Consider the following 14839-nt stretch of genomic DNA (forward strand, 5'->3'; position numbering starts at 1 on the left):
GCCATCGCGCGCTTGCAAGCGTCACCGGCTTTGCGAGATAGCCTAGGTGAGCAAGGGCGGAAAGCACTTGGCACCTGGTTTGGGATCGACACAGTCGCGGCTCGGGTCCAAGCGCTTTATGCGCGCATCTTGGGTTTGGCTGCACTGCACGAAAACGGGGCGAGGGTATGATCTCGCGCGTTCCGCTGGCAGCTATGCTGGGAGCTCTGCTTTTCCTGCTGCTTGGCTGGCTTTCTTACGCGCTCGGACTGGTCCCGTCTGACCCACCCGTGGAGGTTCCTGCTAACCGGCTCGAACTGGGGCAAGGGTCGGCGCACATGTCCTCTGAAGGATTGGTCATTGAAGCTGCCGGCCCCAAAGGCGTGACTGTTCTCGGCGTGCGGCTGGCTGGCGTACCGGCGGACCGCTTTGATCGTCTCGGTTGGCGCTTGCGGGGACTCACTTTTCAGCAGCAACTGGCTGTTGTCTGGATTTCTGATAGTGAGCCAGGGCATCCCCGTCGGGTCGCGGTCGAGAATGACGCGGACACCGATCACGGGGTGGTACTCGCTGATCAAGCCGGCTGGAATGGGCAGATCCTGTGGATTGGATTGGAACTGCAAGGGGCCTTGAGCTCACCTGTGGTTGTCCAGGGGATGACAATTTACCCTTCATCTCCCGGCTTGGGTTGGGTTCTCGAACGCTTGCGCTCGGCTTGGACCTACAAAGAGCCTTGGAGTATGCGCTCGATCAATTTCCGCGAGTCGGCAAGCTCTTCTTGGTCAGAGAGCCTGATTGGGCAGGTTGGGCTTTGGCTGGCTTTAAGTGTTGGCTGTTTTGCAGCCTTGTCAACCAGGATGGGCTGGCGGTATACCATAAGCGGCGCGGCATTATTGGCGCTCATCGGTTGGCTGGCGCTAGATTTGAATTGGCAGTGGCAACTCATGTGGCGTCTTGATGACAGCCGTCGACATTATTCGGGTGTGCCAAGTGAAGAGCGTCTAAGAGTCAAAGAACCCAATGCGTCAATCGAGAAACTCGTGGATAGTGTTCGCACCAATATAGCGGATACTGCATCGAGGATTTTTCTCGTGAGTGCTGATCCGAGCGGCTATGCGCCACTGCGGGTGCGCTACCGTCTGTTGCCATTGAATGTCAGTCCTGGCATGCGGCATTTGCCATCGCCCAATCAGTCTCGAGCCGGGGATTATGTGATGTTGGTTCTGCCGCCGGCCGGCATCCGCTATGACCCTGATCAGCGCCGCTTGACCGACGGATTATCCATGTTGTCAGCCGAGAGAGTGTTGGAGGTCCCTAACGCAGCGTCACTGTTTCGGCTCTTGGAGCCGGAGCCGACCTGATGCGCAGCAGACGAGCTATAACCGCGGGCTTGCCATTACAATGACACTTCTGACCCTTCTCATCGCACTTAGCTTGCCCTGGCTTGCCGCTGTGACTTGGATGCGACTGCTGTTTCCGCAACCAGCGGCCGGACGATGGCCGATGTTGCTGGGTTACGGATATGTTTTTGGCCTGATCTTCACAACGCTTTTGATGCGATTTCAAGCGGCCATTGGATTAGGACTTGGATTTTGGTTTCCCTCGCTGATGCTGGGCGCGGTCACGGCAGCGGGTTGGTGGATGCTGCGGCGCAGCCCCGGGAAGATATGCTCCTCGGTTGCTGCAGAGGTTGAGGATTCACCACCTATTCGCGCCTGGCAATGGGTTGCAATTGTTTTGCTCCTGTTGCTCGTTGTGGTCCGTTTGGCGGGCTTGGCACTAGAGGTCTTCTGGCTGCCGCTCTTCCCGTGGGACGCTTGGACGACGTGGACGGTGCGGGCGGTGGTTTGGTCGCATGCCCATGATCTGGTACCTTTCGTCTCCCCGGATCTTTGGCTAGAACAGCCAAACTCAGGTGTTTACAGCATTCGAGCATGGGAGTACCCGGTTGCGGTTTCGCTGCTCGCTAGCTGGCCGTCGCTTGCGGTTGGCGGCTGGAATGAGACGGTTGCCAATTTGCCTTGGGTTGGGTGCGTTGTGGCTTTGGCTTTGGCGTTTTATGGACAAGCGCGGCTCTGGAAGGCGTCCCCGGTGACCGCCTTGTTGTTCCTTTGGCTGTTGGTGTCTTTGCCCATGCTTGACACCCATGTTGCCTTGGCTGGTTATGCAGATCTTTGGCTGGCAACCGCTTTGGGCCTCGCTTTTTTTGCCTTGATACACTGGGCGAGCGGTGGAGATTGGCGACAGCTGCTATTAGCCCTGCTCGCTGCAAGCGCTTGCGTGCTGCTTAAATGGGAGGGGGCGGTTTGGGTCTTTTTGTTTCTACCAGCCCTTGCGGCAGCGCAATTGCAGCGAAAACGGCTGTTGGTGTTGTTTGTCCTGCTGACTGTTGGCGTTATGGCTGTTTTTTCTGCTGGAGGTCTCTCTCTGGAGTTACCGTTGCTCGGGCGCTTTACGCTGAGTCCAAGTGTGATCGAGCTGCCGCTTGTTGGACGCTTTCCACTAGAACCGAGCGGTTCTTGGGAGCCCTGGCTTGAACACCTGATTATCCGGAATAACTGGCATTTGGTTCCGATACTGCTTGTGCTGACACTGGGTTTTGCCGTTTTCCTGGTAGTCCGCGATATTGGTGGATCATCTCAACGCGCGGGCTTGGTGTGGGTGCTCTCAGCCATCGCCGCCATTTACGTGCTTTTTTTCTTGACGTCTGCCTCTGAATGGGCGCGACAGGGGACCAGCTTGAACCGGATACTGCTCCAATTTATGCCGGCATTTGTATTCTGGATGATGACGGTTTGGGCGGTTTTACTCAACGAAACCGTTTCTGAGCCAGATCGCAGCAAGCCTCCCAACACCTAAACCCGCCGTGTCGCCTGAGATTGGTCTTTGCCAGCCTCCCGTCTGATAATCACATGGCGCACCTTCAACGATGCCGCCCTCCAGAATGCTCGTACCGAAGCAGTGCTTGACCGAGTGCCCGCATGAAGGGGTAGGCTTCGGTGTCGTATTCATAGGCCGCGTCGTTCATGGTCTGGTTTTTGTTGACATAGATGGTCGCGGAGAGAAAGAAGTCGATGTCCTTGGAAGTGTCGTGAATGAAGGCGACATCGGAAACGAACCCATATGACAGGCCCACTTTATTGATGATCTGGATGCTTTCGGGCATTCGCGCTTGCCCACCGACGAGGAGGTACTTGCGAAAGCTGTCCGGTTGATCGCCGCCGACATCCCTGGGGCGCAGCGCCATAGTTCTCAGCAGGAAGTCACGATCATCTGCATCGAGCGCGAACCGCTGTTTTTCGGCGACAGCCGATGGCAGCACCAGGGCGATGAGCATCTGATGGAAGTCGCCAAGCGGAAGGTAATTTTTGTCCGAGAAGTCCATCGGTTCCTCGAACAGCCCGATAGCTGTGCGAGTCCTGAGCCCCGCACGCATGTCAGTTCGCGGCGGCGGATAGCTGCGCTGGCTGCCCCGGGCAGGCTGGCGATAACGGATAGTGCCTGAGCGATCTTGGAAGCTTACCGCCCCTGTGGTGAGTCCCAGTTCGCCGCCGCAGCCGGGTCGGAAGCGGCGGTTAATGACGCCGCGATAGTCCAGTGCACGCAGGCGATCATTGATCGCATCTTGCCCCAGGAATTCGAATAGCCGATTGTAGGCGGTGTTATTGCTGTAGACAAAAATCTGCTCGATACATTGCTCGACAGTGCTACAGCTCTCAGGCGGGTAGCGGCTGCAATCATTGGCGGGATAAATTTCGAACCGATCTTTTCTGCTCAGTCCGAGCTCCTTTAGCCGCTCGAGAGCGAATACGGCGACCGGCAGCTTGACCAAACTTGCTGGATAGTAGAAGTTTTCGTCCTGGCGAAAGGTCCAGGTTGTCAAACGCGGGTGATTGGGCCGTTCGCGGTCTATCGGGCTGTATATGACCTGAATGCGATAGCGCTGCGCGTCATTGATATAGGGTGCGAGCGTTGGGTCCGCGCGCAGAATCCGCTCGAGGGTGTCGAAGTGATCGCTTTGCGACGATGCCAGTTTAGCCGGGGTATGAGGCATACTGTGGGAAGCGCGTTGGAGGCCGCTATCGGTTTCCGTCATCGAGCGAGCCTGCATTGGTGCCGCGGACGGCATTGAGCAGCTCAATAGCGCGAGCGTGGCGCTAATGACTGAGGAAATGCAGATAAACCGTTGCAGCGCAACAGTTTGACGGCGCGTTAATTTCGAGCGTTCCCCACGCATGCCAGCCACTGACTTAGTCGGCAATTGCCGCCGCGATCCTTTGCCCGGTGCGCGCACTGAGTCGGCGGTTCCAGCCGTAAAGCACGAGTCCGCAGAGGACAGTCGCAAGGCCAACGAGCGACTCCAGGGGCTTCTCCCGCAGCAGAAATACCAGCATCCAGCCGGTAATTATCAGAAAGAACAGTGGAGTCCAGGGATAGCCCCAGGTCAGGTAGTGCGTTGGCAGTTCTTCGTCTCGCGCGCGCACGATAAAGACCCCCATCACGGCAAGGAACACCGACAAGGATAAGGTAAAGCCAATGTAGACCAAAATGGCTTCGAAGGAGGAGGACAGGACCAAGTAACAAACCACGACGAACTGGAACAACAACGCGAGATAGGGCACGCCGTTGCGATTCGTGCGCCGAAAAAAGGCAAAGATTTCATAGTCCTCGCCCATGGTTTGCAGCACCCTTGGCCCGGCCCAGGTCATGGCGCTGATGGTTGAGATCAGGCCGAACGCGATCAGCAGCCCCATGGCAACGCCAGCCGTCTCGCCGAAGATGTGGCGCGCGGCGATATAGCCGACCTCGGTCTGGCCGGTCATTTCCGAGATCGGCGCGCTAAAGAGAAAGACTGCATTCAACAGCGTGTAGAGCAGCATGACTAGCATGGTGCCGCCAATTAGCGCGATTGGCAGGTTTCGCCGCGGCTCGCGAATCTCGGACACAATATAAATGGCCGCATTCCAGCCCGAATAGGCATACATGACATAGACTAGGGCAACGGCGAATTCGCTGGAGACCATTTCCTCGAGCACCTGCGGGGAATAGGCGAAAGAGATCGGTTGAGGTGAGGCGATAGCGAAGCCGAACAGGATAAAGAGCAATACCAGCATCACTTTCAAGCTTGTGACCAGCACTTGAAAAAAGCCAATGGTGCGTAACGGGAAGAGATGAACGAGCGTGACTGTCAGGACCGCAGTAATGGCGATACCCGGCATCCAGGGGCCCTGGGTACCGGCGCCCAGGGCCGAGGTGAGATAACTCGACATCGCGATCGCGGCAGCCGCCACGGGTGCCGCAAAGCCGACGGCAATTGAGATGAAACCAGCCAGAAAGCCAATGACGGGGTGATAAATCTGCGACAGGATGTGATATTCGCCACCCGAGCGCGGCATGCGCGCGCCAAGCTCGGCATAAACCAGGGCGCCACAAAGAGCGACCAGACCGCCGAGCGCCCAAAGTGCCAGCACGGCTAGCGGCGATTGGATATCGATTAACTGATAGCCCAGGCTGGTGAAGACACCGGTGCCGATCATGTTAGCCACCACGACGGCAGCGGCGGCTGAGACTCCAATGGCGGGTTTCGATGTCATGGGGGACTAGGGATTTTTGGCTGGGATGCCTGCGCGGAGCATTGTGGGCCGATGCGGGCGGCAAGAGTTACGAAGGGCGTTAGCGCTGGGGCTTAGTGGCATCTTCGACCAGCGTTTCCGCAGTTTTCGCTCGTTTGCGGGCAAGGAGATGATTCTGTGCCGATGTCCACCAATGGTATCCCATTTCAAAGGGCAGTTCAGCAACGCGCTGGGCTTTGGTCAAGTAAGCCTGATTCAAGTCCGGCTGGAAAACACCGCTGAAATCCTTAATCGGCTGGGTGTAGCTACCGAACAGGACAATATCCCAATCTGCCTGGTCCAAGTCGCGATAAGGCACCCCGGTATCGTCCTGAAAGATTGAATCGCTCACCGCCAGCGTCAGCGCGCGGATGCGACTGAAAGTGCCGTAGTGCATCAGATAGGACGCCGACTTGACGAAGGTATTGGTGGGAGCGAGGCGTTTGAGATAGGTCTCCAGGGCGGTGCAATCCCCCAGCTTGGCGTCCGAGACATCGATCTGCAAGTAGGTGGTTTGTTTCTCCGGGGCGTTCTCATTCGCGCGGAAGCGAACCCGCACGCCGCGGATATCCGGGCAGCTGCTGGTTGCAGTCACAGGGGCCGAAACCATGGCATCGGCGAGCGCATGGGTGGTCGATGGATCGTCGTCGAGTTTTCCCAGCGCTTGTTCCTGCTTCTGCGTTTGCTTTTGATCTGGCTCTTGCTCTTGCTCTTGCATTGGAACTTGCACAGGCTCTTGCTCCGGGACCGGTTCCTGCTTTGCATCGGGAGCAGACTTTGCGGCGAACTCCCCGTCTGGGGTCAAAGTGCCTTCCTCAATTGCCATTACCTCGTAACCGGCGCGCGCGATAAACACCAGCAGCAGCGGCAGAACGCCATTAAGTTGGGGCCGGTTCAGATCACTCGACATTCGCCCGGTGATAAAATAACTGCGCTGATAGATGTCGCGCAGCGCCCATTGTACGGCGTCGAGCAGTTGGTAACGCTCCGCGGCCGGAGTTTGCGGATCGAGATGAAAAGACCCGGGCGGCTCGAGTCCGAACAACACATATTCGCGGTTATGCGGATAGAGCATCAACGCATGGATCATGTCCGGTCCGCCGAAGGGATAATAGAGTGGCAAGGCGGGATCGATATCGGCAGCGAAAACCTGCGTTTGCCACTCGCGCATGGGCTCAAAGCGGTCGCGCTCCAGTGCCTGCCAGGTCTCATCGAGCCTGTGCTGATAGGCTTGCCAATGTTCGTCGGTCAGTGACACATAGGGCGAATCCGCAGCGGGCGTTAAGCCAGCAAGGTAACGTGCTGTGGCATTCGGCGTTGCGGCAGCCGCGATCGTTGGCTGGACGCCGGCCAAGACCAATATGAGGCAGGCAACCAAGACTTCGTGCAGTTGGGCGCAGGCCCGGCCGAGTGGTTTCGCTCTGGCTGCTGCGGGAGTAAAAGCGCGTGTTTTCATCATCGGTAAAAATCGTCGTGGCCAGATTGTCTTCAGTAAGCGCCGATGGAATCGGACTGGTCAGCGGCGAGAGACTTCGTATTTTTCTTTGGTTCCATACCTGACGATGGTGACCGGCGTGCCCGACTTGAGGTCATAGAAAAAGAGCCTGTCCATCGCTGAGTTGGACAGGGCAATACAGCCGAGCGTCCAATCGATTCCCATACCGCCTTCGCCATGGATTTCAATATCACCGCCGGGAGACGCTGTGGTTTTAATCTGATTCTTTGCCTTTAGCGCGTTAAATTCACCCAAATCCGCCGGATTTGGATAATCCAGCATATAGGCGCGATAGTACCTTGTCTGGCCGATGTCCCGAACCCAGCTGACGCGGTAGCGACCTTCTGGCGTCGCGCCATCGCCTTGGATGAATTTATCGTTGACGGGATCTCGGCCAAGATCGACCGGAAAGACCTCTTTCTTTTCACCATCAATCCACAACTCCAGCGAGCGAGCGAGCTTGTCGATGATGATCGCCGGTCTGTCGTGCGACTCATGGATGGCTTGGTTGATCCAATCACTGTAACGCGCGAATGCCTCTGCGGAATAACCATAGCGCGGCGGAATTCCGCGAATCGTACCATAACCAGGCTCGGATTCGGGAATGCGGATTGCGTGAGCCGGAGCGCTCAAGCTATCAGGCGTGGCCGGGGACTCAGGCAGTCTCGTGAGGCGGCGTTGTTCGACGAAAGCATGGATGTCATCCCGGAAAATCATGGCAAACCCGATTGCACAAGCGCCACTGATCAACAGAATGACAAGTCGTTTCCGGGCGTTCATCAAATTCTTCGCGGGACAGCGCCAAACAGCCAGTCGGACTAATCCAATTCGGAAACCGGTTGAGGGCCACGAGAAAAAATGCTCAACGCGGTCACTGTGACCAGAATCAGCGCCGCGCCCGATACCTGCGGAAGGGTCAAATGCTCATTCAGTACCACCACACCAAAGAGCGACGCGGTGACGGGCTCAACCATGGCGATGATGGACGCAACCGCCGGCGCAGTGTGCTTAAGACCGACAATATAGAGAACGAACGACAAGCCAGCGCCAAACACGCCAAGAGCCACGAACAGCGGCCAATCCGGAGTACTTAGCACCGCAAGGGTCTGAGCGAAATCGCCGGGCCAAATCAGTACAGCGATAAGAACCGCGAAGGCGATCGCCAGAATTGCCTGCGGGCTCCCATGCGGGGCCGCATACTTAAAGCCAAAAATAAACACCGCGTAGGACAGGCCAGCCAGTAGCCCCGCGGCGACGCCGAGCGGCGTGACACCACTTGCCCCGAGATCATAGATCTGGGTGAGCAGGCCCACGCCGACCATCACCAGGGCAACCGCCGCCCACTTAAGCGCCGTAGGTTTTTCCAGCCCGAGTGCGAAAGACACGAAATACACGAACACGGGGGCACAGTACATCAAGGTCGCCGCCACCGCGACGCTGCCCTGCGCAATACTAAGAAAATAAAAGGAGAAATTTCCCGCCACGCCGAGGCCAGCAATGGCAGACCAGAACCACAGCCGGCGGTCGGTCAGACCGCTGCCACGCGGGCGCAGCGCCAACCAGAGCAGAACGCACAGCAGACCGATCGCACCCCGGTAGAAGGACACGACAAAGGGATCCCAGCCGCTCGCCATCAAAATCCCGCCAATGCCGCCCGACAACCCCCAGAAAATGGCCGCCGCAACCACGAAAAGGGTGCTTGCTCCCATCATGTGTTTGATTGTTCCTCTTGCACGTCGCTCCAATTCGGATAACTTGAGTGTCTCACAAACAGGCGCACACAAGCTCCGGCCGTCGATGTGGCTCAGAAACGCCAAGGCTTGCTAACAATTTCCAACCTGCTTTGTCCCGAGCAGGAATCAGGCCTTTTCTGCATTTTTCCCAAAGAGCCGGAACCGCTGATCACAAAACCCGCGCCAAGTGGCGCGCCATCGGAGCCTATGGGAAGGGAGGCGACTGGACCTAATCGCGCGGCATGAGCCCCGCCCGCAAGGTGAGGGCTGTGTGGCCATGATCAGCTGCCGCGAGGGTTCCGGGTGCCCCCTCAGCCACTAACTCGCCACCGGCGTCGCCGCCTTCCGGCCCCAAGTCGATCACCCAGTCGGCGGCGGCAATCAGATCTAAATCATGCTCAATGACCAGCACGGAGTGGCCGACGCTGACCAGCCGCCCGAGTACCCCGATCAGCCGCTCGACATCAGCCATGTGCAGGCCGACGGTGGGTTCGTCGAGCAGATAAAGCGTTGGGCGGATGGCGGTGCCTTCGATGCTGGTGCGGGCTTTGCCGAGTTCGCTGACCAGTTTGATGCGCTGGGCCTCGCCGCCGGAGAGGGTGGGGCTGGGCTGGCCGAGGGTCAGGTAGCCGAGGCCGACGGCTTGCAGCAGTTCGAGCGGTTGGCGGATGGCGGGATGGGCGCGGAAGACTTCGACCGCCTGGTCGACCGGCATGGCCAGCACCTCGCCGATGCGGTGGCCGAGATAGCGGATGGCGTTGGTCTCGGCATTGAAACGGCGGCCGCCGCAGACTTCGCACAGATGGGTGACATCGGGCAGAAAGCTCATTTCCAGGCGCTGAAAGCCCTGGCCTTCGCAGGCCTCGCAGCGCCCGCCTTTGGTGTTGAAGGAGAAGCGGCTCGGTCCCCAGCCGAACATGCGCGCCTCGGGCGTGGCGGCGAACAGGCGGCGGATGCTGTCCCAGAAGCCGACGTAGGTGGCGGGGCAGGAGCGTGGGGTTTTGCCGATAGGGGTTTGGTCGACTTCCAGCACTCTGGCGAGGCTTTGCCAGCCGCCGAGTGACTTGCAGCCGATGACTTCTGCGCGGCGCTGAGCTTTGCCTGTGCCTTTGGTCGGGCCGGCGCTGCCGAGCAGGTTGCGCAGAGAGGCGCCGATGAGATCCCGCACCAGGGTGGATTTGCCGGAGCCGGAGACGCCGGTCACGCACACCAGGCGGGCGAGCGGGATGTCCAAATCCAGGTTTTTCAGGTTGTTCAGGGTGGCGCCCTGGATGTGCAGTTGCTGTTTGGGCGCGGGCTTGGGGGCGAGTTGGGGCACGGATTGGGGTTTGGTATCGACATGATCGGCTTCGGGTTCAGCGACACGCTCAAACGCTTGCTCGGGATGGGCATGGTCGCGCGCCAGATAGCGCCCGGTGATGGACTCCGGGTTCGCCATCAACTCGACGGCGGTGCCGCGCGCGACCAGTTGGCCGCCATGCACGCCAGCGCCAGGTCCTAGGTCGATGATCTCCTCGGCACGGTGCATGAATTCCTGATCATGCTCGACCACCAACACGCTATTGCCGCGATCGCGCAGGTCTTCGAGCGTGGTGAGCAGCCGCTGGTTGTCGCGTGCGTGTAGGCCAATGCTGGGCTCGTCGAGGATGTAGCAGACGCCGCGCAGGTTGGAGCCAAGCTGGGCGGCGAGGCGGATGCGCTGGGCCTCGCCGCCGGAGAGGGTGGGCGCGGCGCGGTCTAGGGTCAGATAGCCGAGGCCGACTTGCTCGAGAAAGCCGAGTCGGCCGCGCACTTCGGCGAGCAGGTCGGTGGCGATGGCGGCTTCGCGCTCGTTGAGCGCCAGATCGGCCAGAAAGGCGCCGGCCTGGGTAACGGTCAGGGCGGAGAGGGCGCCGATGGACTGGTCGCGAAAGCGCACGGCCAGCGCTTCAGCGTTCAGACGCTGGCCCTGGCAGCTTGGGCAGGATTGGGCAGTGTCGAGTTCCTGCCATTGGCGTTCCTCGCCGCTCTGCTCGGCGTCGAAGCCGCTGAGCTGCGCGCCGGTGCCGAAGCAGCTCGGGCACCAGCCGTGGCGGGAGTTGTAGGAAAACAGCCGAGGGTCGGGCTCAGCAAAGCCGCGCCCGCAGCCGGGGCAGGTGCGCTGGGTGGAGAAGTTGCGCGCCGCGCTGTAGGGCGCGTCGACCGGTCGCACGCGCACCAGACCATCGCCGAGATCGAGCGCCTGCTCGAGCGCCTGTTTGAGCAAAGCGCGGGCGGGGTCCAGCGCGCTCGGGTCGAGGAGGAGCGTCCCGACCGGCAGGTCGATGGAATGCTCGCGATAGCGGTCGAGCACTGGCCAGGCTGCGGTCGGCAGGGGCTCGCCATCGACAATCAGATGCTCATAGCCCTGTTTGGCCGCCCATTCGGCGAGCTCTTTATACAGGCCCTTGCGCGCGATGACCTTGGGCGCAAGGAGTTCGATCTTCTGGCCGCTGAAGCTGTCGAGCACTTGGCACAGAATGGCTTCCCCGCTCTGGGGCGCGACCGGCACCTGGCATTCCGGGCAGTGGGGCACGCCGAGTTTCACATAGAGCAGACGCAGATAATGGTGAATCTCGGTCAGGGTGCCGAGGGTGCTCTTGCGCCCGCCGCGACTGGTGCGTTGCTCGATGGCTACAGTCGGCGGAATGCCGAAGATGGCATCGACCTCGGCCTTGGCGGCCGGTTGCACGAACTGACGCGCATAGGCGTTGAGCGATTCGAGATAACGCCGCTGGCCCTCGGCAAAAAGCACGTCGAAGGCGAGGGTGCTCTTGCCGCTACCGGACACACCGGTGATTACGATAAAACGTCCGCGTTCGATGTCCAGCGACAAGTCTTGCAGATTATGCTCGCGCGCATGGCGAATACCGATGACGCCGGGGGCTTGAGTCTCAGTGGCGGAAATGGCGGCTGCGGCCAGATAAGTCGCCATCGGTGCCTCGGCGACTCGGTCCAGCTCAACCCGGTTCAGCTCAACCCTATCCAGTTCAACTGGGTTCAGCGCCGCGCTGGCCTCGGCGTCTTCCCTTAATGCACGTCCGGTGTGGCTGTGCGGATGCTGGGCGAGCGCCTCCGGTGTGCCGGTCGCGACCAGCTCGCCGCCTTGGTCGCCACCTTCGGGTCCAAGATCAATAATCCAGTCGGCCGCGCGCATCAGGTCCAGATTGTGCTCGATGACGATGAGCGAATGGCCGGCGTCGAGCAGGCGCTGGAAAGCACCGAGTAGGGTGGCGATGTCGTCTGAGTGCAAACCTGTGGTCGGCTCATCAAGCAGAAAAAGCATTCCGCCGGGCGTGACCGTCGTGCCCTTGCGCCGCCGGCCCGCCTTGGCCAGATGGCCAGCCAGCTTGAGCCGCTGCGCCTCGCCGCCGGACAGGGTCGGCACCGGTTGGCCCAAGCGCAGATAGTCGAGCCCGACTTCTTGCAGCGGTCGCAAGGCGCGGGCGATGTCTTTATCCTCACCGAAGGCTGCCAGCGCTTCGGCCACCGTCAGTTCCAGCACATCGGCGATATTGGCACCGGGCAGCGGGCTGTCTGCGGGCAGGCGGATGCCGAGCACCTCGGGGCGATACCGCTTGCCGTCGCAGTCCGGGCAGCGCAGATAGACATCCGACAGGAACTGCATCTCCACCTGCTCGAAGCCCGAGCCGCCGCAGCCCGGACAGCGCCCAGGGCCGGAGTTGAAGCTGAAATGCCCGGCCTTGAAGCCGTGCTCGCGGGCCTTTGGAGTGGCGGCGAAACGCTTGCGCAGCGGGTCGAGCGCGCCGACATAGCTCGCCGGATTGGAGCGCGCGCTGCGTCCAATCGGCGCCTGATCGATCAGAATCGCATCCTCGATCAGCTCGGCGCCTGTGATGGCCGTGCAGTCGCCTGGCTCGGCCTCGGCATGGCCTTTGATGCGGCTCAGGCCCAGATAGAGCACCTGATGCACCAGGGTCGATTTGCCGGAGCCGGATACGCCTGTGACCACCACCAGTCGGCGCAGCGGAAAATCGACATCCAGGCCCTGTAGATTGTGTTGCGTGGCGCCCTTGACTCGGAGTGCCGGGCCGTCGGGAGCGGGAGGGCAGGGCGTGCGCGTGCCGCTCACCTGGCGTCGGCCACTGAGATAGGCGCCGGTCAGGGAGTCGGGCTGGTCGAGCAGCGCCGCCGGTGGACCGTTGAACAGCAACTGGCCGCCACGCTCGCCCGGCCCCGGCCCGAGGTCGAGAATCCGGTCGGCGGCGCGGACCAGCTGCGGATCATGCTCCACCACGACCAGGGTGTTGCCCTGATCGCGCAGCCGCTTGAGGATGCCGAGCACTCGGTCGAGATCGCGCGGATGCAGGCCGATGCTCGGCTCATCGAGCACAAAAAGCGTATTAACCAGCGAGGTGCCGAGCGCCGTGGTCAGATTGATGCGCTGTACCTCGCCGCCCGACAGGGTGCGCGACTGGCGGTCGAGCGTCAGATAGGCCAGGCCCACGGTCACCAGATAATTCAGCCGGTTGCGGATGCTGTCGAGCAGCAGTCGCAAGGCCTGGTCCATGGCACCGGGGAATTCCAGGCCGTCGAAAAAGGCCGCCAAGCGGCCAATCGGCAAGGTCATCAGATCATGCAGATTCAGCCCCGGCAGTCCCAGCCAGGCCATCTCCGGCATGTGGGCGCGCCCGTGGCGAAAGCGCGCCTGCCGATCCAGCGCCTGGTCGGCCAGCTCGTGCCCGCCGAGACGCCAGTCGAGCGCCTCGTCAATCAGGCGCGCGCCTTGGCAGTCCGGGCACATCTCGTAGCTGCGATAACGCGACAGCAGTACCCGCACATGCATCTTGTAGGCGCGACTTTCCAGCCAGTCGAAAAAGCGCGTCAGCCCATACCAGACCGACTGATTGGCATCCTGGGTCCAGTCGCCTTCGCCCTCGATCACCCAACGGCGGTCGTCATCGGTCAGCGCGGACCAGGGGATGTCGGTCGGAATGCCCCGGCGGTGCGCCTGTCCGATGAGATCCTCCCGCACCTCGGCATAGCCATCGGACTGGATCGGCTTGATCGCGCCTTCGAGCAGAGACTTGCTGTGATCCGGAATCACCAGATTCCAGTCGATGCCGATTACCCGCCCGAAACCGCGACAGCTCGGGCAGGCACCGGCCGGGGAGTTGAAGGAAAATAGCCCCGGGCGCGGCTCCTGATAGCGGATATCGCAATCCGGACAATGGCGCGCGGCCGAGAAAGGCCAGGGCGCGAGCGGCTGGCGTTCGCCATCCAGCGGATAGACCCGGAGTTGCCCGCGCCCCTGATCCAGCGCGGCTTCGATGGCCTCCAGCGCGCGCTCGCGTTTGTCATCGCTCAGGCGCAGTCGGTCTTGAATGACCTCGATGCGCTCGGGCGATTCGCTTAAGGTGCGCGCATAGCCCTGCTGCGCCAGCAATTCCTTGACCTGCTCGACGGACAGGCTTTCCGGCACCATGACTGAGAAGCAAATCATGGTGCGTGGCGGCTGCCCATCAACAAGCTGCGTCTCGCCCCGCCGCCGCAGCTCCGCCCAAATACTCGCCGGCGTGTCGCAGCGTACCTCATGCCCACAGCCATGGCAGAACAGTCGGGAGGCGCGCGCAAACAGGAGCTTGAAATGATCATTCAGCTCCGTCATGGTTCCCACGGTCGAGCGCGAGGTGCGCACCGGATTGGTCTGATCAATCGCAATCGCTGGCGGAATCCCCTCAATGCGATCCGCCGCCGGGCGGTCCATGCGGTCGAGAAACTGCCGCGCATAGGGCGAGAAGGTCTCGACATAACGCCGCTGCCCCTCGGCATACAAAGTATCGAAAGCCAGCGACGACTTGCCACAACCGGATACGCCCGTGACCAGGATCAGCTCACCCAGCGGCAGGTCGAGATCGAGATTCTTGAGATTATGCTGGCGCAGACCGCGCAGCAGGATGCGGTTGGGTTTGGATGTCAATGCAGGCTCGTTGGCACGAGGGTGGCAAGTCCAGGAAGCTTGTTAAGGACGCTTTCGCGCC

8 protein-coding genes are annotated in these 14839 nt (G+C 60.6%); 2 read left to right on the plus strand and 6 right to left on the minus strand.

The window, feature by feature from the left end; translation table 11 throughout:
• Window positions 1–167 precede the first annotated feature (167 nt).
• Complete coding sequence (locus Thiosp_RS12470) at window positions 168–1340, plus strand: hypothetical protein (protein ID WP_201068645.1); 1173 nt, start codon at window positions 168–170, stop codon at window positions 1338–1340.
• Window positions 1341–1482: 142 nt separating this feature from the next.
• Entirely contained in the window at window positions 1483–2838 is a 1356-nt protein-coding gene (locus tag Thiosp_RS12475) for a hypothetical protein (RefSeq protein ID WP_201068644.1), read from the plus strand.
• 64 nt (window positions 2839–2902) lie between these two features.
• Here Thiosp_RS12475 and Thiosp_RS12480 read toward each other — a convergent pair whose 3' ends face one another.
• From Thiosp_RS12480 to uvrA, 6 genes are all read right to left on the minus strand, one after another.
• On the minus strand, window positions 2903–4273 hold the full coding sequence (locus tag Thiosp_RS12480) for a serine hydrolase (RefSeq protein WP_201068643.1): 1371 nt from the start codon (window positions 4271–4273) through the stop codon (window positions 2903–2905).
• Window positions 4230–5573 (minus strand): APC family permease, encoded by a 1344-nt coding sequence (locus Thiosp_RS12485; RefSeq protein ID WP_201068642.1) that lies wholly within the window; start codon window positions 5571–5573, stop codon window positions 4230–4232. The genes Thiosp_RS12480 and Thiosp_RS12485 overlap by 44 nt, the downstream gene beginning before the upstream one ends.
• Before the next feature lie 79 nt (window positions 5574–5652).
• Window positions 5653–6849 (minus strand): hypothetical protein, encoded by a 1197-nt coding sequence (locus tag Thiosp_RS12490; protein WP_201068641.1) that lies wholly within the window; start codon window positions 6847–6849, stop codon window positions 5653–5655.
• A gap of 258 nt (window positions 6850–7107) precedes the next feature.
• On the minus strand, window positions 7108–7866 hold the full coding sequence (locus Thiosp_RS12495) for a L,D-transpeptidase family protein (RefSeq protein ID WP_201068640.1): 759 nt from the start codon (window positions 7864–7866) through the stop codon (window positions 7108–7110).
• 38 nt (window positions 7867–7904) lie between these two features.
• Window positions 7905–8795, minus strand: coding sequence for a DMT family transporter (locus tag Thiosp_RS12500; RefSeq protein ID WP_201068660.1), 891 nt, complete (start codon window positions 8793–8795; stop codon window positions 7905–7907).
• 253 nt (window positions 8796–9048) lie between these two features.
• Window positions 9049–14778 (minus strand): excinuclease ABC subunit UvrA, encoded by a 5730-nt coding sequence (gene uvrA / locus Thiosp_RS12505; protein ID WP_201068639.1) that lies wholly within the window; start codon window positions 14776–14778, stop codon window positions 9049–9051.
• Window positions 14779–14839 lie beyond the last annotated feature (61 nt).

The organism is Thiorhodovibrio litoralis (assembly GCF_033954455.1).
Lineage (GTDB): Bacteria > Pseudomonadota > Gammaproteobacteria > Chromatiales > Chromatiaceae > Thiorhodovibrio > Thiorhodovibrio litoralis.

Excerpts from the sequence above, each read along its gene's own strand:
- Thiosp_RS12470 (WP_201068645.1), top strand. The coding sequence starts at position 168 with ATGATCTCGCGCGTTCCGCTGGCAGCTATGCTGGGAGCTCTGCTTTTC.
- Thiosp_RS12475 (WP_201068644.1), top strand. The coding sequence starts at position 1,483 with ATGTTGCTGGGTTACGGATATGTTTTTGGCCTGATCTTCACAACGCTT.
- Thiosp_RS12485 (WP_201068642.1), bottom strand. The coding sequence starts at position 5,573 with ATGACATCGAAACCCGCCATTGGAGTCTCAGCCGCCGCTGCCGTCGTG.
- Thiosp_RS12495 (WP_201068640.1), bottom strand. The coding sequence starts at position 7,866 with ATGAACGCCCGGAAACGACTTGTCATTCTGTTGATCAGTGGCGCTTGT.
- Thiosp_RS12500 (WP_201068660.1), bottom strand. The coding sequence starts at position 8,795 with ATGGGAGCAAGCACCCTTTTCGTGGTTGCGGCGGCCATTTTCTGGGGG.